This window comes from Oscillospiraceae bacterium, from assembly GCA_009780275.1.
Taxonomy (GTDB): domain Bacteria; phylum Bacillota; class Clostridia; order Oscillospirales; family UBA929; genus WRAI01.
In genome coordinates this window covers 69,700-89,591 of the sequence record WRAI01000003.1, presented here as the reverse complement: position 1 = coordinate 89,591, position 19,892 = coordinate 69,700, and the positions used below count along the sequence as shown (strand labels likewise).

Sequence of the window (19,892 nt, the reverse complement as noted above, 5' to 3'; positions counted from 1 at the left end):
TCCCTACGCCTTGTATCTATTTATGCCGCCGTGTGATAAACACAACAAACCCTGCCACGAACAGTCCTGCGGAAATCAGCATATACAGTACCCACAGACCCGCGGCGTTGTTGACTACCATGGGTGGGTCGCTGAGCTGACGGCGTATGGCACTGACCGTGATGTCTTGCGGCACGAGGTAGTTGACGATGTGTGTTATCATGCGCTCGTTGGCCGCGCCGTGGATTCGGCCTTGCGGGTCGTTGATGACGCCGATGGCGTGCGGCAGAACAGCAAGTGTCGTCATGCTTTGCAAGTTGCCGCCCATATCGGCGGGACGGTTGAGGATATTCATCTGCTCGACAAGCGCGCCGATGGTGAACCGGCCGCTTGTCGAGAGTGCGGCGATGTTTGGCTCGGCGCGGTCGCGTGCGGTGGCATTGTCCGGCGTAAATATTAGCGGGATGGTTTGACGGTTGCCGTGTGATTGCCACAGCAATTCCATCGGGCGAACGTACTCGAGAAATACCCAGTCAGTGTTTTCATTGGTCATGCCGCCGAATATGTCGTGCGATGAGGCAATTGACGGGATAAACACTTCCGGCGCAAGCTGATTTTGCGGAGTAGTGATGAATTGGTGCTGCGTATTCATGTCGACGCCCCATTCGCGCAAGAAGGCATCTAAGCGCGGCGTTTCATTATTGTCCGACATGGTGAAAAAGATGGCACTTTGGAACTGCTCGGGCGAGTCAAAGAATGTATCAAGCTTTTCCAGTTCAGCGTATGACGGGTCGGTGCCGGGCGCGGGGAAGATGACGAGTTCGGTGCCTTGCGGGATATCTTCAATGCGCAAGTCGACTTCAATGACGGCGATGTTTTGACGGTGTAGTACCGTTAAAATATCAGCAATACGCGCGGCGGAACTTTCGGCGTCAGGGAACTGGCTGTCGTGCCCGACGATGATGGCCGCAGTGGCATTGCGCTCGTTGAGAACAAATTGGATGGCGGTGTTGAATGTCGCTTCGCTGGTAATGTCAAAATCACCCGGGATATCGGGATGAGGTTGCGAACCGCCGGCTTGCCAGCGTGCGATGGCGCTGTCGCTTACTTCAATGAGTGAGGGCCATTCGATGACGCGGAAAGCGTCTGTCGCCAGATTTCGCACGCCGATGCTGCTGCGTCCGGTGTGCGGGAAAGCTTCGCGGTAAGGAGCCACGATGGCGGGGTTGAGATCAGGGTCAATGTAGCGCACAGTGATGTTGCCGTTGCTGTTTTGCGTATAGCGGCGCAACTGCTCGTAAATTGTCAGCGAAATCAGGTCGCCTTGCATATCTTGCTCGGCTTCGAAAACAGTAATTTGAATGGGGACATCGACGTGGCGCAAGAGCGTCAGTGTTTCGTTGTGCAGGGCGTAGCGGCGGTCTGGCGTCATGTCGTACTCAAAGCCGAAGCGTGCCGATAACAATCCGGCGATGACGTTGAGCAAAATTACGGCAGCCAAGAAAAATGTCGTATAGATGAGCGTGACAGTGTTATACTTTTGTTTGTTTTTCATATTCTTTCTCCCGATTACCTGTAGCGTTTGCGCTCGATGACCCGCGCGGTCAGGAATAAGAAGAACGCGCAGACTGATAGGTAGAACACCAAGCTGGCCAGCGAGAACAGTCCGCGGGTGAACAGCTCATAGCGACGGAAGATAGAAATATGTCCGACGACGGCGGCAACGTAGCGCAAAAAACCGGACGTCCATTGGCGTGAGGCTTGGTCAAGCTGTAACAATGCCAGCAGGAAGCCGAGCGTTGTCAAGGCCGAAATGAGTTGACTTTCAGTTAATGCAGAGAAGAATAGACCGATAGCGATAAATGCCGCTGCCGCGAAAATCAAGGCGACGTAATGCCCGAACACGCCGCCGACGTTGACCGTGCCGAACTGCGCGACAGTCAGCGGGAAGATGAGGCCGAGCGTCATGACGAACAGAAAGAGCGTCAATGCGGCAAAGAACTTGCCCATGACGATGTGGATGACTTGTACCGGCGATGTAAAGAGCAATTGGTCGGTTTTGAGTTTAAATTCCTCGGAAAAAAGCCGCATGGTGAGCAGCGGCGTGGCGAAGATTAAGAACGATGCCATGTAGTCAAAGACGTGGAATAAGTCGGAACGTCCCGCTACAACGTTAGTTGTTAAAAAGCGGACGGCTGTGACCAGGAAAAATGCCGCGATATAGACATAGCCGAGCGGCGAGGTTAAATACGAGCGCAAGTCGCGCCGAAATATTGCGTTCATGCTTGGATCGCCTCCTCTTGGGGATCATCTTGTTCAACGAGCCGCAGAAACACTTCTTCCAATGACAGTGTTTCGGGTGCCAGTCGCAAGATGGGTACATTTGCCTTAGCTAGTGTGTTGAACAGTGGTTTGCGGACGTCGATGTTTGGCGCGCTGCTGACGGCGTAGTCGTACGCGCCTTTCTCCAACTGTGCGAGCTGCTCGACACCGCGCACGCCGTCGACACTTTTTAGCGCAGACATGACGGTACTCGGGTTGCCTGGCAGGCGCACGACCAACCGTGATTTTTCGGCAATGTCTTGACTGAGGGTGTTCGGGTCGCCGTCGGCGACGATTTTGCCGTTGGCGATAATCAGTACGCGTTCGCAAATGGCGCTGACTTCGGGTAGAATGTGTGTGGATAAGATAATGGTGCGCTTTTTGCCCAACGTGCTGATGGTTTTTCGAATCTCGGTAATTTGCCGCGGGTCAAGCCCGACGGTCGGTTCGTCTAAAATCAGTACATCAGGGTTGCCGATGAGCGCCTGGGCCAGTCCGACACGTTGCCGATAACCTTTGGATAGGTTTCGAATAACGCGCTTTTGCACGTCGGTGATGCTAACCAATTCGCAGGCTTCCACGATGGACGTGTCATGTTGGCTAGACGGCACACCCTTGAGCCGGCAGATAAACTTCAGGTATTCCCGCACCGTCATCTCAACATACAACGGCGGATGTTCGGGCAGATAGCCGATGCGCTTTTTGGCGGCGATAGGGTCTTTTTGCACGTCAATGCCTGCTACCGAGGCCGCGCCGCTTGTCGCTGACAGGTAGCCGGTCAAAATATTCATAGTGGTGGTCTTTCCCGCGCCGTTGGGGCCGAGGAAGCCGACAATCTCGCCCTCTTTGACGTGAAAACTCACATCATTGATACCGCGGCTGTTGCCGTACCGTTTGGTTAGGCTATTAACTTCAATCAAGGCAGTTCACCTCACAATATCCGGGAGCAGCAAGGAGCCGCTCTTACGAGTATTTCTATTGTAAATCAAGTTGTCAAAATTGTCAATTACAAAGAAGTACCGATGTCACGAACAGGGAGGCTAAGTCGTGAAAAGGCGGAAATCATGCTTTTCACGACTTAGAGGACTGAGTGTGAGCGTGTAGAGGCGTGACATTTACAAATACAAAAGTTTATGGTATATTCATGTTCAGAGGGTATAATGGGAGTGATAGGCGAATATCACGAATTTATATTTTGTACGGAGGCTAAACAAGAATATGAAAGAAAGATTGACTGATTTAATTAAAGAGATGATTTCTGTGGATTACTGTGCCGACGACCTTGTTAAGGTTGGGCAGGCTTGGCTTGATTTGAAGGATAGCGATGCGGCGAAGAAGTCGGCTACCGATGCTTTGATTGTCGAATTGGAGCAATGTATTGTCCCTATCAATGATGCCATTGCACTTGCAAGGTCGCACCCTGACAGCGAGTTCTGGAAAGGTGTTCTCGAAGCAGAACTCAAAGCCAAGCAAGATGGTATGACGATTTGTGGCTGTGTAGCTTGTGTCAATGGGCAGAAAATCCTCGATAATAAAGAATATCTTGTCAATGCTACTTAATAAGCATACTGCGTAATATAAATAACTTTGGGGGTACATATGAAAAACATCAACATTGGCATAGTTGGCTACGGCAACATTGGGCGCGGGGTGGAAAAAGCCGTCGCTCATGCGCAAGATATGACTTTATCTTGCGTAGTGACACGGCGTGACCCGCAGGCTATCAAACTCGAAACGCAAGGCGTGGCAGTCATTACACCCGAAGAGGCGATGAAGTGCAGCGATATAGATGTTATGATACTCTGTGGCGGGTCGGCCACAGATTTAATGGTACAAGGGCCGCAATTCGTCGCCAAATTTAATACTGTGGACAGCTACGATACCCACTCGCGGATTCCTGAGTATTTCGACATGATGCGAAGTGCGGCGCAGGATACGCTGGCGTTGATCAGCGCAGGCTGGGATCCGGGGTTGTTTTCGCTGATGCGCCTGCTATCAGGCGCGATTTTGCCCAAAGGGGAAACGGCGACATTTTGGGGCGACGGCGTAAGCCAAGGACACTCTGATGCCATTCGCCGCATTGAGGGCGTGCAGGACGCCACACAGTATACTGTGCCTGTGCCGCAGGCCATTGAGCAGGTGCGCGCAGGAAACGGCGCGGCATTGACGACGCGGGACAAGCATAAGCGCGTGTGTTATGTTGTGTTGAAAGACGGCGCTGACAAGCAGACGGTCACACAAGCTATTGTGTCGATGCCGGCGTACTTTGCCGACTATGATACGGCGGTGCATTTTGTTACACAAGAGGAGCTTAATGCCGAGCATAAAAAAATGCCGCACGGCGGCTTTGTAGTGCATAGCGGTACGACATCGGCACAGCGGCAAACGATGGAATTTGCGCTCAAACTGGAGAGTAACCCCGAATTTACCGGCAGCGTTTTGGTCGCCTGCGCGCGGGCGGTCAAGAGGCTGTACGATGACGGCCGGCGCGGCGCAGTGAGTATGCTTGACGTGCCACTAGGGTATTATTCGACGATGGACGCGGCGGCATTGCGGGGGGAGTTGTTGTAATGGAAAACCGCGTTGAAATATTACGCCGCCACATTGACGAAATAGTATTGGCGCAAACGAAACGGCACGGTGAACTTTGGTTTGTTGAGCATCACTTGCACTCTGTGTCTAATTTCGCCGCCATGCTGGCGATAAAACGAAAACTAAACCACGAAATTGCGATTATGATTGGGCTGTTGCACGATATACATTCGCTGCTGACCGATGACTCCAAAGATCACGCGCTGCACGGCAGTGCAAGGGCGAGAGAGATTTTGAGACCGTTGAATATCGTTACTGATGAAGAGTTAGAAATGATATGTACTGCGGTCAAACATCACAGCACAAAGAATGCTGTGCACGATGTGTACAGCGAACTTGTGAAAGATGCCGATGTGTTAAGCCATTATTTCTTTAACCCATCTTTGCCGATTATAAAGCATGAGCAGGCCCGGCTCGAAAACTTGTTGTGTGAGCTTGGTTTAGGTTTAGGATTTGCAAAATCTGTCAAAATATGATACAATAAAAATGTTATAGGGCCGTTGCGGCTTGCCAAAGCCTCCTTAAATGGAGGTGAGGTCGTTTATGGAACTGAACTAAAAATTGTCAAGAGGGAACTATGAAACCAATCAACGTCATCGGGCTGGGCTACATTGGCTTGCCCACAGCACTCATGTTAGCCGCAAACGGCGTGGAAGTCGTAGGCACAGATATTAATCAAGCACTGGTGGATAAACTCAACGCCGGGCAGTTGACCTTTGAAGAAAATGGTTTGCCGGAACTCATGGAAAAGGCCTCGTCTAAGGTGAAGTTCAGCACGGTATGTGCCGACAGCGGCTGCTATATTATTGCCGTGCCGACGCCATATTGCGCCGACACAAAGAAAATTGACGCTAAGTACATTGTAGCGGCGGTCAAGTCGGTGCTTGAAATTTGCAGCGATGGTGCGATTATTTGTGTTGAGTCGACCATTGCGCCGGGGACGATTGACGAGGCGGTACGTCCGCTGGTGGCGGCAAGTGGCAAGCAAGTCAAGCTGGCGCATGCGCCCGAGCGGGTCATTCCCGGCAATATGGTGCATGAATTAACGAATAATAGCCGTACAGTAGGGGCTGATGACGAGGAAACAGCTGAAAGGCTGGTTGCACTGTACCGTACTTTCTGTCAAAGTGAAATCGTCACGACTGACGTCAAGACGGCTGCGCTCTCAAAAGTGGTGGAGAATACGTATCGCGACATCAACATCGCATTTGCCAATGAGCTGTCGCGCTTATGCCATTTTGAAGGCGTTGATGTGCGGGAACTTGTTGCGTTGGCCAACCGCCATCCGCGTGTCAATGTACATGTTCCGGGGCCGGGCGTAGGTGGGCATTGTATTTCGGTTGACCCATGGTTTTTGGTGGGTGACCATCCCGAAGTCATGACCGTTGTCGCCGCTTCGCGCGCTGTCAATGACGGGCAGCCGCGCTATGTTTTCGAACGTCTGCAAGCCATTATGTTGACTGAAAACATCACTGACTTCGCGCGGGTCGCTTTCTACGGGTTGACATTCAAAGCTAACGTAGACGACACACGCGGAAGTCCGGGATTGCAACTGTTTGAAGAAATGCAAAAAGATGGCATATGCGGGGCAACTTGGTACGACCCGTATGTTGCCGACAAGTTGGTGGATGGGCAGGTCTTTACGCCCGATGAGTTCCTGGCCAACACTGATATTGTGGTGATTCTAATGCCGCATGATGAAATTAAAGAAAACGCCGATGCTCTAAACGGTCGCGTGGTGTTTGACACTTGCGATGCGTTGGGCGGTGACGCAGGATATGTGTTGTAAATAATGCGACAAAGCAATGACCCCCATCCGCAAAGCACGGATGAGGGTCATTGCCTTATCTATTCACTACGCAAGAGAGATAACATTACTCGTCGCCGACATCCATGAATTGCCATTCAACCTCGATGATGCCACATAATGTTGTTTCTGCATGGTCAAAGGAACATGAAATGGCTGCATTGTCATGGAAATGCCCCAACAGCGCATTGATGCCGGACGGCATGCTGTCGTCGTCGCATTGCTTGAAATATTGCAGTACTTGAGTTGAGTATACGCCTAGCATTTCATGCACGAAATTATCAGGTTATCGTAAGCTTTCAAAAAAATCCCGCAGCACCGCTAAGCATTCTTCACCTAACACTTCGGGCGTGACGGCCAATTTGTGCGGCAACGGATACTCAAACAGATGCAGAAGTCCTGAAATCGCCCCGGCCTTTGGGTCGCGGGCACCGTAGATTAAACGCGGGATTTTGGCGTTGAAAATCGCGCCGGCACACATGGGGCATGGCTCTAATGTGACATATATTGTGCAGTCGTCCAAACGCCAAGTCCCAAGCGTTTGGCAGGCCTGCATGATGGCGTTGATTTCGGCGTGGGCGATAGCGCTTTGCTTGGTTTCACGGGTGTTGTAGCCGCGCCCGATAACTGTGCCGTTGTGTACAACGACGCATCCGACAGGCACTTCGCCAAGCGCGGCGGCCTGTTTGGCTAATGTCAAGGCTTGGCGCATGAAATCTTCATGATACACTATAATACCTCCGCGTGCAGGGGCGGGGATTGCCCGCCTGTGTTTTTACTCGTGTGGCAATTTGCGAGACATTCGGGTGTGTGCCCCCCTCCTACACGCAGCTGAAAATATGCGCTAGTTGTCCAACTGCATCGCCGTGCAAAAGTTGTTTGCCATGTTCATTAAGGTAAGCGATAGAAAGTTGCTGCGGGCGGGCGAACTCATACCATTGCGGTGTCGGTTCGCCGTGCAGTACCAGAATATAATGCTCACGCAGGGCATACAAGTCGTTTGGTTGCTCAGGTTGATCGATGGCGGCGACAGCTTCAAGCAATGTTTCAAAGCAGTCGAATCGAAACAGTAACGACTGGGATGGCAATATAGCAAAGAGCAAGATGCCGCCATTATTTTGGAACGCTTCAATTGATACAGGTGTTGCGTCTGCGATGCCGGCGTTGCGCAAAGCGTCACGCACCCATTGTTGTGCAATCCTGTTGTTAAACTGTGTCCACGAAATGCTCAGTACATTGAGTTCTTGCTGCGTGATAAATATAACGATACCGTGTTTGTCGATTTTATGTATAGTCATGAGGATGCCGCTCCTTACGCATAATCGTGTTAATTATACCGTAAACTTTGTCGTTTGGCTAGTGGCATAAATTTGGCGGCAATGGGAAAAGATACCTCTTGTGAGAATATTCACAGGAGGAGCAGGCATGGAACACATTGACTTACCGCTGGGTTTGCACTTGGGGTTGATGCAGAGGCCGCAAGCACTGCAAACATTTTCGACACTGTCGGATGAACGAAAAGCAGCACTGGCACGCTATGTCGAGAACCATTGCCCCTCGCGGCAAGATGTAGACGCCGTACTGGAAAAACTCAGCAATGCTGACACGGGGTTCTTTTAATGAGCATGGCAATGATATCACTGTGGTTTGCTGTTGGCGGCACGGGGTATGTTTTGCTTGAATTGTTGTGGCGTCGACGCAGTCATGTCAGCATGTTTATCGCGGGCGGGGTTTGTTTTTTGCTTTTGATTTGGCTGAGCCAGCAGGGTTTGACGCTCTGGATGGCAGCTATCGCCGCTGGTATCGGCATCACAGCGGTAGAATTTGCCGTGGGGTGCGTAGTCAACCTTTGGCTGAAATTGAATGTATGGGATTACTCGTGCCGTAAATATAATGTATTGGGGCAGATTTGTCTACTGTATACCGTGTTGTGGTGCGGTTTGGGTGGCTTGACAATCGCGGCGGCGCAATGGATTTCATAGCGTTGTGAAACGAATGTGCAGGGGATGTTATGTGTAACGCAGAAACTTCGTTTTATGCATATAAACACGGATCATATGATTATCCGTACGATGTTGAAAAACATGACGTTTGCAACCACTAGAAAAAAATTTTCAAAAAATATTGAAAAAGTGCTTGACAAAGCGGGTAGGGTGTAGTATACTTCCCTAGTCGCTTAACTTTCAAGCTTGTGATGAAAGGGGGGCGGGAGCTGTGAACTTGGAGATTGCCGTTTGCTTTTGTCAAGCGGGCGGGTAGCTTTGAGGGAGCAAAGTCTGTACATGATTACAGGCGTAATGACTGCCGTATTTTGACCAGTGACTGGCCGGCAGAACGCTGTCGGTATTTTTTGTGCGGGTATGTGACACGCACGGGAGAGTGGGCAGTTAAAGACAAGGAGGAAATATTTATGGACGCAAATATCATTCGCATTCGGCTTAAAGCATACGACCATCAGTTGATTGATCAATCGGCAGAACGTATCGTTGAAACAGTCAAGCGTACGGGAGCAACAGTAAAAGGGCCGATTCCGTTGCCGACCAAGAAAGAGATTATTACCATTTTGCGCTCTGTACACGTCAACAAAGACAGCCGTGAGCAATTTGAGCGGCGCACACATAAGCGCATTATTGATATTCATCGCCCCACAGCAAAAACAACTGAAGCCTTGCGCTCGCTGGATTTGCCTGCAGGTATTGAAATTGAGATGAAACTGTAAAAAAGTGCCATAATATGAGATGTGGCAAGTGAACAAGTTGGACATTAGCCAACCAATGTTAGGAGGATATACCAATCATGCAAAAACCTATCGAAAAAGCTATTATCGGACGAAAAGTTGGCATGACACAGGTTTTCGATGAGCAAGGAAAAGCCATTGGCGTAACGGTGATTGAGGCCGGACCATGCAGTGTCGTGCAAGTTAAAACAGTCGAGCGTGACGGATACAGCGCAGTACAGCTTGGCTTTAAGGAAACCAAAAAGACGCTCAGTAAAGGCGAACTCGGCCATCTAAAAAAAGCCGGGGTGGCAACACTCAAACACCTACGCGAATTCAAGCTGACAAACGCCGAGAACATGAATCCGGGCGATGAAGTCAAAGTCGATGTCTTCGCCGAGGGTGACCGTATCGACGCGACTGGCATTAGTAAAGGTAAAGGCTTTGCAGGTACAATTAAACGCCACAACTTCTCGCGCGGCAGGATGTCGCATGGCGGCGGCCCGGTTCACCGTCACCAAGGATCAATGGGTGCTAATTCTGACCCGAGTCGCGTATTCCCCGGCAAGAAAATGCCCGGACACATGGGTAGCGAACAGGTGACGACACTGAACTTGGAAATCGTTAAAATTGATTCCGACTTGAATTTGATTGCCGTTCGCGGCGCGATTCCCGGCCCGCGCGGTGCATTGATTACCCTGCGCAATACTGTGATGAACAACAAGAAGTAGAGAGGAGGCTCATATCCATGCCAAAAGCAAAGATTTATGACATGAGCGGCAAAGCCGTTGGGGACGTTGAGCTCTCCGAAACCGTATTCGGCGCGACACCCAATAAAGCCGCGTTGCACACTGTTATTACGGCACATCTAAATAACAAGCGTCAAGGTACGCAGAGCAACTTGACCCGCGCAGAAGTGCGCGGCGGCGGGCGCAAGCCATGGGCGCAAAAAGGCACAGGCCGCGCTCGCCACGGATCGACCCGCAATCCGCAATGGACAGGTGGCGGCAACGCGTTTGCCCCTAAGCCTCGTTCCTATGCTACGGCAGTTAATAAAAAACTGCGCCGTGTTGCATTGCGCAGTGCGCTGTCACTCCGTGCGGCAAACGAGCAAATTATTGTCATTCGCGACCTTGATTTGGCGGAAATCAAAACGAAATCCATCGTCAATCTGTTGAGTGCGATTAATGTATCGGGCAAAGCATTGCTTGTGACGTCGGAGCCGCGTGTCAATGTCTACAAGAGCGCGCGTAACATTGAGGGTGTCAACACGACATTCAGCAATGTGTTGAACGTCTACGACGTGATGAACGGCACAACGTTGGTTCTTGATGAGCAAGCCCTGAAAAACATTGAGGAGGGTCTTGTGTAATGAAAAGCAGCTACGATATTATCATCAAGCCGATTATCACTGAAAAGTCAATGAGCGGTGCGGAAGATAAGAAATATGTTTTCCAAGTGGCACGCGATGCCAATAAAATTGAAATCAAACGCGCAGTCGAAGAGATTTTCAGCGTCAAAGTCCTAAGCGTCAATACTTTAAATATGATGGGCAAGGAAAAGCGTATGGGCGTGCATGTGGGACGTCGTTCGGCATTCAAAAAAGCCATTGTGCGCTTGACGCCCGCATCTAAAGGTATTGAGTTCTTTGAAGGGATGGTATAGTCATGCCGGTCAAATCATTTAAGCCAACAACGCCGTCACGGCGTCATATGACGGTCAATAGTTTTGAGGGGTTGGACAAAAAGCGCCCTGAGAAGAAACTGACCGAAACGCTGAAAAAAAGCGGCGGTCGCAACAGCTACGGACGCATTACCGTCCGCCATCGCGGCGGCGGTGAAAAGCGAAAATATCGTAAAATTGATTTCAAGCGCAACAAGCTTGATGTCGGTGGAACGGTCATTGCGCTGGAATACGACCCCAATCGCAGTGCAAATATTGCACTGCTTGAATATGCCGACGGCGAACGTGCCTACATCTTGGCACCTATCGGGTTGAAAAAAGATGATATTGTGTACTCGGGAACGGGTGCTGACATTAAGCCGGGCAATTGCCTGCCGTTGGCGAACATTCCATTGGGTACGTTTATTCACAATGTTGAGATGTATCCCGGAAAAGGCGGACAGATGGTTCGCAGTGCCGGAAATGCTGCGCAGTTGATGGCAAAAGAAGGCACGATGGCGCAAGTACGCTTGCCGTCCGGTGAAGTGCGTTATGTGCCGATGAACTGCAAAGCCTCTATTGGACAAGTCGGCAATATTGAGCATGAAAACATCAACATTGGTAAAGCCGGTCGCAAACGTCATATGGGCATTCGTCCGACAGTACGCGGTTCGGTCATGAACCCATGTGACCACCCGCACGGCGGTGGTGAGGGAAAGAGTCCCATCGGTCGCCCCGGCCCGGTTACACCTTGGGGTAAACCGACACTTGGGTACAAAACACGCAAGAAGAAGAACCGAACAGACAAATTCATTGTTAAGCGTCGTAACGCCAAGTAAAGGAGTGGGAAGATGAGCAGAAGTATTAAAAAGGGTCCATTTGCCGCCCCGCACCTTTTGAAGAAGGTGGATGCGCTGAATGCTGCCAACGAGAAGAAAGTCGTTAAGACTTGGGCGCGCGGCAGCACGATTTTTCCGCAGTTTGTGGGACATACCTTTGCTGTACATGACGGACGAAAGCATGTGCCGGTATATGTGACCGAGGACATGGTCGGACATAAGTTAGGCGAATTTGCGCCGACACGTACATTCCGTGGTCATGCAGGGTCAAAGACATCAGGTAGGTAGGGGATAAAGATGGAAAATAATATCCAACAAGCTAAGGCGCACGCGAAGCACATTCGCATTTCGCCGCGCAAAGTGTCCATTATCTGCGACATTATTCGCGGCAAGGATACAAAAAAAGCCGCTGCAATCTTAAAGCACACACCCAAAGCAGGCAGCGAACCGCTTTTGAAATTGCTCAACAGCGCGGTTGCAAATGCTGAGAATAACCACAACATGGATGCCGACAACCTGTATGTTTCGCAGGTTTACGCCAATCCCGGACCGATACTCAAACGTATCATGCCGCGCGCAAGGGGGCGTGCGTTCCGGATTAACAAACGCACTTGCCACATCACTGTGGCGGTCAGCGAGAAAGCGTAAGGGGGCAGACACACATGGGTCAGAAGGTTAATCCGCACGGTATGCGTGTCGGCGTCATTAAAGGTTGGGATTCGCGTTGGTACGCACCCAATAAAAATGTTGGCGCACTGTTGCTGGAAGATTACAAAATTCGTGAATATTTAAAGGATACACTCTATGCTGCGGGCATTCCGCGCATTGAAATTGAACGTGAAAGTGCCAAGGTTCGCATCTTTGTACATTGCGCACGTGTCGGTGTTGTTGTTGGTCGTGGCGGGCAGGATATTGATAAACTGCGTGCCGTGCTGGAAAAGAAAATCGGTAAGCCGGTTGATTTGAAAGTAATTGAAGTTAAGCAGCCTGATATGAATGCGCAGCTTGTTGCTGAAAGCATTGCGGCGCAGCTTGAAAAGCGCACTTCATTCCGCCGTGCAATGAAGCAAGCTATGGGCAGAACGATGAGACTCGGCGCCAAAGGCATTAAGACACAGTGCAGCGGTCGTTTGGGCGGTGCTGAAATCGCGCGTACCGAACATTACCACGAAGGTACAATTCCTCTGCAAACGCTCCGTGCCGATATTGATTACGGTTTCGCAGAAGCCAAAACGACGTATGGTCGTATTGGCGTGAAAGTTTGGATTTACAAAGGTGAAGTGCTGACAGTCGGCAATCGTATGGGCCCTCGCGTGATTGAGGCACCTAAACCTCGTGAACGCCGTGACCGTGATGACCGACGTGACAGAAGAGACGGCGGCAGGCCCCCGCGCCGCGATGGTCAAGGCTTTGGTGGACGTGACGGTGGTCGCGGCGGCTTCGGCGGTAATCGTGATGGTCGTCCAGGTGGTCAGGGTTTCGGCAATCGTCCACAAGGTCAAGGCTTTGGTAATCGCCCCGCAAGTGGCGGTCAAGGTTTTGGCAACCGTCCGCAAGGCGGCGGACGTCCGGCCGGAGACAATCGTCCTCCGCGCCCTGCGAATGCAGCCCCTCGCCCTGCAACACCTGCGCCTAATAAAGAAGGCACTCCTAAGGAAGGAGAATAGACTATGTTGATGCCCAAAAGAGTTAAATACCGTCGCCAGCAACGCGGACGCATGAAAGGCGTTGCTCAACGCGGAAATAAAGTCACTTATGGTGAATTTGGTCTGATGACCACTGAGCCGGGCTGGATTACCAGCAACCAAATTGAGGCGGCTCGTATTGCCATGACGCGTTATGTCAAACGGACAGGTAAAGTTTGGATTAAGATTTTCCCGCATAAACCGGTCACGAAAAAGCCGGCCGAGACCCGCATGGGTTCAGGTAAAGGCTCGCCAGAATACTGGGTCGCTGTCGTCAAACCCGGACGTGTTATGTTTGAGATGGCAGGTGTAACAGAGGAGATGGCGCGTGAAGCAATGCGTCTGGCGATGCACAAACTGCCGGTGAAGTGCAAATTTGTCGTCAAAGAAGAAGGCGGTGAACAGGCATGAAAACGGCACAAATTAGAGATATGTCAGCTGCAGAGCTTGATGTTGCCTTGAAAGATTTGAAGAAAGATCTGTTCAATCTTCGAATGCAGCATGCGGTAAATCAATTGGATAATCCTATCCGTATCGCTGACGTCAAGCGCGACATTGCGCGCGTCAAAACCATCATACGCGAGTTGCAGTTGCAGGAGGCGAAGTCATGAGTGAAAGAAATTATCGTAAGACCATGACTGGCCTTGTGGTCAGCAATAAGATGGACAAAACCATCGTTGTGGCTATTGAAGACCGTATGAAGCACCCGCTATACGGAAAATACATCAAGCGCACTTATAAATTGAAAGCGCATGATGAGCAAAATCAATGCGACATTGGTGATAAGGTGTTGGTCATGGAAACGCGCCCTCTATCGAGAGATAAGCGCTGGCGCTTGGTGCAAATTGTTGAAAAAGTGAAATAGGCAAAGCTTGTAGGGCAAGAGCTCTGCTCTTGCCGCAAACTAGCTAGGAGGCAACCATTATGGTTCAACAGGAATCTACTTTAAAAGTCGCCGACAATACCGGCGCGAAAGAATTGAATTGCATTCGCGTGCTGGGCGGCTCAGGTCGTCGTTATGGCAGTGTAGGTGATGTGATTGTGTGCAGTGTGCGTAAGGCCAGCCCGGGTGGCGTGGTAAAGAAAGGCGAAGTTGTCCGTGCTGTGATTGTGCGTACCGTCAAGGGTGTACATCGTGCTGACGGCAGTTATGTCCGGTTTGACGAGAACGCTGCAGTTATTATCAAAGAAGACCAAAACCCTCGCGGTACAAGGATTTTTGGCCCAGTGGCACGGGAACTGCGCGATAAGGATTACATGAAAATTTTGTCGCTCGCGCCGGAGGTTATTTAACATGAATAGTCTGAATATTCGTAAAGACGACCAAGTCGTTGTTCTGTCGGGTAAAGACAAAGGTGCTAAAGGAAAAGTGTTGTCTACGATCCCGTCCAAAGGCACTGTAATTGTGGAAAAAATCAATCTCGCCACGCGACACACAAAACCGCGCAAGCAAGGTGAAGCCGGTGGTTTGATTAAAATGGAATCACCTATTCGGGCCAATAAGGTCATGCGTATTTGCCCGAAGTGTGACGCGCCGACGCGTACGGCGTATGCATTTGATAAAGAGGGAAAGAAGACCCGTGTATGCAAAAAATGCAAAGAAAATATCTAAGGAGGGGCGAATAAAATGGCACGTTTACAAGAAAAATTTAGAGCCGAGATTGCGCCCCAGTTGGTGAAGAAATTTAGCTACAAAAGCGTGATGGAAACGCCGAAACTGGAAAAAATTGTCATCAATGTCGGTGCCGGCGAAGCGCGTGACAATGCTAAAATTCTCGACGCGATTGTCGGCGATATCGGTGTAATCACCGGGCAGAAGGCCGTGATTACGCGGGCTAAGAAATCGGTAGCGAACTTTAAGGTTCGTGCTGGTATGCCAGTTGGTGTCAAAGTCACCTTGCGTGGCAAACGCATGTGGGAGTTTATTGACCGCTTATTCAATGTGGCACTTCCTCGTGTGCGCGACTTCCGAGGCATTACGCCTAATGCTTTTGATGGACGTGGAAACTATGCATTAGGTATTAAGGAACAGCTTATTTTTCCTGAAATTGAATACGATAAAATTGATAAAATTCGCGGCATGGACATTGTAATATGCACTACCGCAAAGAACGACGAAGAAGCGCGTGAAATGCTCACATTATTGGGCGCGCCATTTAACGCTGGTTGAGAGGGAGGAAAAGAACATGGCTAAGAAATCAATGATTATCAAACAGCAACGTAAACCTAAATATTCCACCCGCGCCTATACGCGTTGCGCTATCTGTGGTCGCCCACGCGGCTATTTGCGTGACTATGGTGTTTGCCGCATTTGCTTCCGCGAACTGGCATACAAAGGTCAAATTCCCGGTGTGCGCAAGGCTTCTTGGTAAAGTGGCATATACGTTGTAGGGCGCGGCGTCCTCAATGCGCCATGTATAAAAAAATTATTTTATCCCCGCAGGAGCAAAGCAGAGAGCAAGTCTCTAACCTTTGACTTCATTTACAAGGAGGAATTCCCCATGCACGTAACAGACCCTGTCGCTGATATGCTGACGCGCATCCGAAACGCAAATGCGGCGCGGCATGATTCGGTCGATATTCCGGCCAGTAAGTTCAAGAAATCGATTGCCGAAATCTTGAAACAAGAGGGCTATATTAAATCCATCAACACTATTCAAGACAACGGGCAGGGTACACTGCGCATTGCTTTGAAATACACGCAAGACAATGAACGTGTGATTACCGGTATTAAGCGTGTGTCCAAGCCGGGTTTGCGTGTGTATGTCGGGGCGGAAGACTTGCCAAAAGTCCTGCGTGGCTTAGGCATCGCGATTGTCTCTACGTCTAAGGGCGTCATGACTGATAAGCGCGCGCGAAGCGAGAAAATCGGCGGCGAAGTGCTCGCCTTTGTTTGGTAAGGGGGAAGCACAATGTCGAGAATTGGACGTAAAGAGATTACTGTGCCAAGCGGCGTGACTGTCACCATCGGACAGAGTAACGCCATTGAGGTCAAAGGACCTAAAGGTGCATTGGCGCAAACGCTCCATGGTAACATGGAAATCAAACAGGACGGAAATGTGATTACCATCGTTCGTCCCAATGACAACAAAGAGAACCGCAGTCTGCATGGACTGACGCGTACATTACTCAACAACATGATTGTCGGTGTAACCGAGACATTTAAGAAAGAGCTTGATGTCATTGGTGTGGGCTATCGTGTGACTATGCAGGGCAAGGACTTGGTTATGAATATCGGCTTCTCTCATCAAGTGACCATGACGCCGCCCGAAGGTGTAGCGGTTGAATGTCCCACAGCCAACCGCATTGTTATCAGTGGTTGTGATAAGCAAAAAGTAGGGCAATTTGCTGCGGAAATTCGCGAAAAACGTCCGCCTGAGCCATACCTTGGCAAAGGCATTAAATATGTGGATGAGGTCATCCGCCGCAAAGAAGGCAAGGCCGGCAAGAAAGCATAAGGAGGTAGGATACCATGGTTAAACGTCGCGATAGCAATAAGCAACGCCAGCGCCGTCATCGTCGCGTGCGCGGTAAGATTTTGGGCACAGCCGAGTGTCCTCGCCTGTGCGTATTTCGTAGTGATCATCACATTTATGCGCAAATTATTGATGATGTCAATGCCGTAACGCTGGTTTCGGCATCGAGCAATAGTAAAGATTTTAAAGCAAATGGCGGTAACAAAGAGGGTGCACGTGAAGTGGGAAAAGCCATTGCCGCCGCTGCCAAGAAAAAGAAAATCAAGACGGTCGTGTTTGATCGCGGTGGTTACTTGTATCACGGACGTGTGCAAGAACTTGCCGACGGCGCGCGTGAAGCCGGGCTGGAATTTTAAGGGAGGAAGACGGATATGGCAATGCAAAGAGATAGAACTGACCCAAATTCCGACCTGAAAGAGAAGGTTGTCGAGCTCAATCGTGTCTCTAAGACGGTTAAGGGCGGTCGTGTTATGAAATTTTCGGCACTGGTTGTTGTCGGAAATGGTGACGGAAAAGTCGGATTTGGCTTAGGAAAAGCGGGCGAAGTGCCCGATGCCATTCGCAAAGGCATTGAAGATGCCAAGAAAAATATGGTGACAATCCCGCGCAAAGGCACCACCATTCAGCATGAAGTGCTAGGCACATTTGGCGCGGCGCGTGTGCTGTTAAAACCGGCGGCGCCCGGTACAGGTGTTATTGCTGGCGGACCTGTCCGTGCCGTGCTTGAAGCGGCGGGCATTTCTGATATTCGCACCAAATCATTGCGCAGCAATCGGCCGCTCAACGTGGTCAGTGCGACAATGGAGGGCTTGAAATCGCTCAAAACGCCCGAACAAATTGCACGTTTGCGCGGTCGTACCGTCGCTGAAATTTTGAAGTAGGTGACAAAAATGAAAATCAAACTGACAAAGAGTCTGATTGGGCGTAATAAGACACATATTGCCACTGCAAAGTCTTTAGGACTAAAAAAAATCGGTGATGTGGTGGAACAGCCCGACAATGTACAAACACAGGGAAAATTAAAACAGATTTCATATTTGATTACCGTCGAGAAGTAGGAGGTGTGGTCATGGAATTGCATGAACTTTCGCCGGCAGTAGGCTCAAAACGCGCACGTAATCGCGTAGGTCGCGGTCACGGCAGCGGAAATGGCAAGACCAGCGGTCGCGGTCACAAGGGACAAAAGTCGCGGAGCGGTTATAGCCGCAAACCGGGCTTTGAAGGCGGACAACTGCCGATGAAAATGCGTATTCCCAAACGTGGGTTTACCAATATATTTGCCAAGCCGCCGACAGCGGTCAATTTGGCTCTGTTGGAACGCTTTAAGGATGGCGATGTTGTTGATGCTGCCATTCTGATTGAAAACGGCTTGATTCCACACGCTAAATTCGGCGTGAAAGTGCTAGGTGAGGGCAATTTTACTAAAAAATTGACCGTGCAGGCAAAGGCATTCTCAGCGTCTGCCAAGGAGAAAATCGAGGCAGCCGGTGGAAAGGCTGAGGTGATTGCAAAGTGATTCAAACATTACGCAACGCCTGGAAAATCCCTGAACTGCGGCGAAAAATTCTTTTTACTTTAATGGTATTGTTTGCGTATCGGTTGGGCGCAGCTATTCCTGTGCCGTTCTTGAATACCGATGCACTGTATGCAGCGTTTGACCAAGCCATCGGCGGTGGTACTATATTTGATATGCTCAACATGATGAGCGGTAACGCTTTCCAAAACGGTACGGTTTTTGCGCTGTCGATTCAGCCGTATATTAACGCTTCGATTATCATGCAGTTGTTGACTGTCGGTGTTCCGGCACTCGAGCGCCTGCAAAAAGAGGGCGGAGAAGCAGGCCGAAAGAAGATTGCCGCAATTACGCGTTATGCCACAGTCGGCTTGGCGATTGTACAAGGTATCGGCTATTTCATGTTGATTGGCCGCGATCACGGCGGCGAAGTAGGCAGTCTTTTGTACGATTACAACAGAACATTGATGGCCATCGTGATTGTCGCTACGTTCACTGCCGGTAGTGCGTTGATTATGTGGTTGGGTGAGCAAATCACTGAATTTGGTGTTGGAAACGGCATTTCGATTATTCTGTTTGCTGCCATTGTCAGCCGTGGGCGGGCGCTGCCATTCCAAATCGGTGCGATGATTTCTGACGGCCAATGGTATTTGCTTCCTATCGTGGCAGCTCTTTTCCTTGGCATCATTGCTTTCATTGTATGGATGACCAATGCTGAACGCCGCATTCCCGTCCAGTACGCTAAGCGCGTTGTGGGACGTAAGATGTATGGCGGACAGAGTACGCATTTGCCCATGAAAGTCAACATGAGCGGTGTTATGCCTATCATTTTTGCGGGCGCGATTGCATCATTCCCAGCAACCATTGCCGGGCTGTTCGGCGGCGGTGGACGCTTCTCAAGTTGGGTAGAAAACAGCTTTGCCATGACATCACCGGCATATATGGTCGTCTATGCGCTGTTAATTATTGCCTTTGCATACTTTTATCAGTCGATTCAGTTCAATCCGACTGAGATTAGCAATAACCTTAAACAAAATGGTGGATTTATCCCTGGCTTTCGTCCGGGACGTCCAACGACAGACTTTATTAAGAAAGTGTTGAATAAAATCACACTTTTTGGTGCCCTTTTCTTGGGACTGATTGCTGTCTTGCCGCTTGCTATGAGCCGTATTCAGGGCTTGGCAGGACTAGCAATTGGCGGTACGTCTATCCTCATCGTGGTTGGCGTTGCGCTTGAAACTGTCAAGCAGATTGAGTCACAGATGGTCATGCGCCATTATAAAGGCTTCTTGGAGTAAGCA

34 protein-coding genes are annotated in these 19,892 nt (G+C 50.2%); 28 read left to right on the top strand and 6 right to left on the bottom strand.

Going from position 1 to position 19,892, the window contains the following annotated elements; translation table 11 throughout:
* Nucleotides 1–16: 16 nt before the first annotated feature.
* The 3 genes from FWE06_01925 to FWE06_01915 are packed head-to-tail and all read right to left on the bottom strand — an operon-like array spanning nucleotide 17 to nucleotide 3,221.
* Entirely contained in the window at nucleotides 17–1,534 is a 1,518-nt protein-coding gene (locus FWE06_01925) for a GldG family protein (GenBank protein ID MCL2545939.1), read from the bottom strand.
* A gap of 14 nt (nucleotides 1,535–1,548) precedes the next feature.
* Nucleotides 1,549–2,262 (bottom strand): ABC transporter, encoded by a 714-nt coding sequence (locus tag FWE06_01920; protein MCL2545938.1) that lies wholly within the window; start codon nucleotides 2,260–2,262, stop codon nucleotides 1,549–1,551.
* A complete protein-coding gene (locus FWE06_01915; protein ID MCL2545937.1) occupies nucleotides 2,259–3,221 on the bottom strand; it encodes an ABC transporter ATP-binding protein in 963 nt (320 codons plus the stop codon). Before FWE06_01915 ends, FWE06_01920 begins: the two co-directional genes overlap by 4 nt.
* Before the next feature lie 298 nt (nucleotides 3,222–3,519).
* Here FWE06_01915 and FWE06_01910 point away from each other — a divergent pair, with 298 nt between their 5' ends.
* The 4 genes from FWE06_01910 to FWE06_01895 all read left to right on the top strand — a co-directional run bounded on the left by FWE06_01910 (nucleotide 3,520) and on the right by FWE06_01895 (nucleotide 6,682).
* Nucleotides 3,520–3,861, top strand: a complete 342-nt coding sequence (locus FWE06_01910) for a hypothetical protein (GenBank protein MCL2545936.1) — start codon at nucleotides 3,520–3,522, stop codon at nucleotides 3,859–3,861.
* Nucleotides 3,862–3,900: 39 nt separating this feature from the next.
* Nucleotides 3,901–4,872 carry a diaminopimelate dehydrogenase gene (locus FWE06_01905; GenBank protein MCL2545935.1) on the top strand — a complete coding sequence of 324 codons (972 nt, stop codon included), beginning with the start codon at nucleotides 3,901–3,903 and terminating at the stop codon, nucleotides 4,870–4,872.
* Complete coding sequence (locus FWE06_01900) at nucleotides 4,872–5,369, top strand: HD domain-containing protein (protein MCL2545934.1); 498 nt, start codon at nucleotides 4,872–4,874, stop codon at nucleotides 5,367–5,369. Before FWE06_01905 ends, FWE06_01900 begins: the two co-directional genes overlap by 1 nt.
* A 101-nt stretch (nucleotides 5,370–5,470) precedes the next feature.
* Nucleotides 5,471–6,682 carry a nucleotide sugar dehydrogenase gene (locus tag FWE06_01895; GenBank protein ID MCL2545933.1) on the top strand — a complete coding sequence of 404 codons (1,212 nt, stop codon included), beginning with the start codon at nucleotides 5,471–5,473 and terminating at the stop codon, nucleotides 6,680–6,682.
* An 85-nt stretch (nucleotides 6,683–6,767) separates the two neighbouring features.
* Here FWE06_01895 and FWE06_01890 read toward each other — a convergent pair whose 3' ends face one another.
* The 3 genes from FWE06_01890 to FWE06_01880 form a co-directional block, all read right to left on the bottom strand.
* Nucleotides 6,768–6,974: a hypothetical protein gene (locus FWE06_01890; GenBank protein ID MCL2545932.1), complete on the bottom strand. Its 207-nt coding sequence runs from the start codon at nucleotides 6,972–6,974 to the stop codon at nucleotides 6,768–6,770.
* Nucleotides 6,975–6,986: 12 nt separating this feature from the next.
* Entirely contained in the window at nucleotides 6,987–7,430 is a 444-nt protein-coding gene (tadA, locus tag FWE06_01885; GenBank protein MCL2545931.1) for a tRNA adenosine(34) deaminase TadA, read from the bottom strand.
* Between the two features lie 91 nt (nucleotides 7,431–7,521).
* Complete coding sequence (locus FWE06_01880; protein ID MCL2545930.1) at nucleotides 7,522–7,998, bottom strand: adaptor protein MecA; 477 nt, start codon at nucleotides 7,996–7,998, stop codon at nucleotides 7,522–7,524.
* A gap of 127 nt (nucleotides 7,999–8,125) precedes the next feature.
* On the opposite strand from FWE06_01880, the gene FWE06_01875 reads away from it, so the two are divergent.
* The 24 genes from FWE06_01875 to secY all read left to right on the top strand — a co-directional run bounded on the left by FWE06_01875 (nucleotide 8,126) and on the right by secY (nucleotide 19,889).
* Entirely contained in the window at nucleotides 8,126–8,320 is a 195-nt protein-coding gene (locus FWE06_01875) for a hypothetical protein (GenBank protein ID MCL2545929.1), read from the top strand.
* Nucleotides 8,320–8,682: a putative ABC transporter permease gene (locus FWE06_01870; protein MCL2545928.1), complete on the top strand. Its 363-nt coding sequence runs from the start codon at nucleotides 8,320–8,322 to the stop codon at nucleotides 8,680–8,682. The genes FWE06_01875 and FWE06_01870 overlap by 1 nt, the downstream gene beginning before the upstream one ends.
* A gap of 428 nt (nucleotides 8,683–9,110) precedes the next feature.
* On the top strand, nucleotides 9,111–9,419 hold the full coding sequence (rpsJ, locus tag FWE06_01865; GenBank protein MCL2545927.1) for a 30S ribosomal protein S10: 309 nt from the start codon (nucleotides 9,111–9,113) through the stop codon (nucleotides 9,417–9,419).
* A gap of 89 nt (nucleotides 9,420–9,508) precedes the next feature.
* Nucleotides 9,509–10,147, top strand: coding sequence for a 50S ribosomal protein L3 (gene rplC, locus FWE06_01860; GenBank protein ID MCL2545926.1), 639 nt, complete (start codon nucleotides 9,509–9,511; stop codon nucleotides 10,145–10,147).
* 17 nt (nucleotides 10,148–10,164) lie between these two features.
* Entirely contained in the window at nucleotides 10,165–10,788 is a 624-nt protein-coding gene (gene rplD, locus FWE06_01855) for a 50S ribosomal protein L4 (GenBank protein ID MCL2545925.1), read from the top strand.
* Complete coding sequence (gene rplW / locus FWE06_01850) at nucleotides 10,788–11,081, top strand: 50S ribosomal protein L23 (protein MCL2545924.1); 294 nt, start codon at nucleotides 10,788–10,790, stop codon at nucleotides 11,079–11,081. The genes rplD and rplW overlap by 1 nt, the downstream gene beginning before the upstream one ends.
* Nucleotides 11,082–11,083: 2 nt before the next feature.
* Complete coding sequence (rplB, locus tag FWE06_01845; protein MCL2545923.1) at nucleotides 11,084–11,917, top strand: 50S ribosomal protein L2; 834 nt, start codon at nucleotides 11,084–11,086, stop codon at nucleotides 11,915–11,917.
* 12 nt (nucleotides 11,918–11,929) lie between these two features.
* The gene (gene rpsS / locus FWE06_01840; protein MCL2545922.1) at nucleotides 11,930–12,205 is read left to right on the top strand and encodes a 30S ribosomal protein S19; all 276 of its coding nucleotides are present in this window, start codon (nucleotides 11,930–11,932) and stop codon (nucleotides 12,203–12,205) included.
* A gap of 9 nt (nucleotides 12,206–12,214) precedes the next feature.
* Complete coding sequence (gene rplV / locus FWE06_01835) at nucleotides 12,215–12,565, top strand: 50S ribosomal protein L22 (protein MCL2545921.1); 351 nt, start codon at nucleotides 12,215–12,217, stop codon at nucleotides 12,563–12,565.
* Between the two features lie 14 nt (nucleotides 12,566–12,579).
* Nucleotides 12,580–13,584, top strand: a complete 1,005-nt coding sequence (rpsC, locus tag FWE06_01830) for a 30S ribosomal protein S3 (protein MCL2545920.1) — start codon at nucleotides 12,580–12,582, stop codon at nucleotides 13,582–13,584.
* Between the two features lie 3 nt (nucleotides 13,585–13,587).
* A complete protein-coding gene (gene rplP / locus FWE06_01825; protein ID MCL2545919.1) occupies nucleotides 13,588–14,013 on the top strand; it encodes a 50S ribosomal protein L16 in 426 nt (141 codons plus the stop codon).
* Nucleotides 14,010–14,213, top strand: coding sequence for a 50S ribosomal protein L29 (gene rpmC, locus FWE06_01820; protein MCL2545918.1), 204 nt, complete (start codon nucleotides 14,010–14,012; stop codon nucleotides 14,211–14,213). The genes rplP and rpmC overlap by 4 nt, the downstream gene beginning before the upstream one ends.
* Nucleotides 14,210–14,467 carry a 30S ribosomal protein S17 gene (gene rpsQ, locus FWE06_01815; GenBank protein ID MCL2545917.1) on the top strand — a complete coding sequence of 86 codons (258 nt, stop codon included), beginning with the start codon at nucleotides 14,210–14,212 and terminating at the stop codon, nucleotides 14,465–14,467. Before rpmC ends, rpsQ begins: the two co-directional genes overlap by 4 nt.
* Nucleotides 14,468–14,526: 59 nt before the next feature.
* A complete protein-coding gene (gene rplN / locus FWE06_01810) occupies nucleotides 14,527–14,895 on the top strand; it encodes a 50S ribosomal protein L14 (GenBank protein ID MCL2545916.1) in 369 nt (122 codons plus the stop codon).
* Nucleotide 14,896: 1 nt separating this feature from the next.
* Nucleotides 14,897–15,214 (top strand): 50S ribosomal protein L24, encoded by a 318-nt coding sequence (gene rplX, locus FWE06_01805; GenBank protein ID MCL2545915.1) that lies wholly within the window; start codon nucleotides 14,897–14,899, stop codon nucleotides 15,212–15,214.
* A 15-nt stretch (nucleotides 15,215–15,229) separates the two neighbouring features.
* Nucleotides 15,230–15,772 (top strand): 50S ribosomal protein L5, encoded by a 543-nt coding sequence (rplE, locus tag FWE06_01800; protein MCL2545914.1) that lies wholly within the window; start codon nucleotides 15,230–15,232, stop codon nucleotides 15,770–15,772.
* 16 nt (nucleotides 15,773–15,788) lie between these two features.
* Nucleotides 15,789–15,974 (top strand): type Z 30S ribosomal protein S14, encoded by a 186-nt coding sequence (locus tag FWE06_01795; protein ID MCL2545913.1) that lies wholly within the window; start codon nucleotides 15,789–15,791, stop codon nucleotides 15,972–15,974.
* Nucleotides 15,975–16,103: 129 nt separating this feature from the next.
* Nucleotides 16,104–16,502 (top strand): 30S ribosomal protein S8, encoded by a 399-nt coding sequence (gene rpsH, locus FWE06_01790; protein ID MCL2545912.1) that lies wholly within the window; start codon nucleotides 16,104–16,106, stop codon nucleotides 16,500–16,502.
* Nucleotides 16,503–16,514: 12 nt separating this feature from the next.
* Nucleotides 16,515–17,060 (top strand): 50S ribosomal protein L6, encoded by a 546-nt coding sequence (rplF, locus tag FWE06_01785; protein MCL2545911.1) that lies wholly within the window; start codon nucleotides 16,515–16,517, stop codon nucleotides 17,058–17,060.
* A gap of 14 nt (nucleotides 17,061–17,074) precedes the next feature.
* Entirely contained in the window at nucleotides 17,075–17,434 is a 360-nt protein-coding gene (gene rplR / locus FWE06_01780) for a 50S ribosomal protein L18 (GenBank protein MCL2545910.1), read from the top strand.
* A gap of 21 nt (nucleotides 17,435–17,455) precedes the next feature.
* Nucleotides 17,456–17,959 carry a 30S ribosomal protein S5 gene (rpsE, locus tag FWE06_01775; GenBank protein ID MCL2545909.1) on the top strand — a complete coding sequence of 168 codons (504 nt, stop codon included), beginning with the start codon at nucleotides 17,456–17,458 and terminating at the stop codon, nucleotides 17,957–17,959.
* Nucleotides 17,960–18,136 carry a 50S ribosomal protein L30 gene (gene rpmD / locus FWE06_01770; protein MCL2545908.1) on the top strand — a complete coding sequence of 59 codons (177 nt, stop codon included), beginning with the start codon at nucleotides 17,960–17,962 and terminating at the stop codon, nucleotides 18,134–18,136.
* Nucleotides 18,137–18,147: 11 nt separating this feature from the next.
* Nucleotides 18,148–18,594, top strand: coding sequence for a 50S ribosomal protein L15 (gene rplO / locus FWE06_01765; protein MCL2545907.1), 447 nt, complete (start codon nucleotides 18,148–18,150; stop codon nucleotides 18,592–18,594).
* Entirely contained in the window at nucleotides 18,591–19,889 is a 1,299-nt protein-coding gene (secY, locus tag FWE06_01760) for a preprotein translocase subunit SecY (GenBank protein ID MCL2545906.1), read from the top strand. Before rplO ends, secY begins: the two co-directional genes overlap by 4 nt.
* Nucleotides 19,890–19,892: the final 3 nt, after the last annotated feature.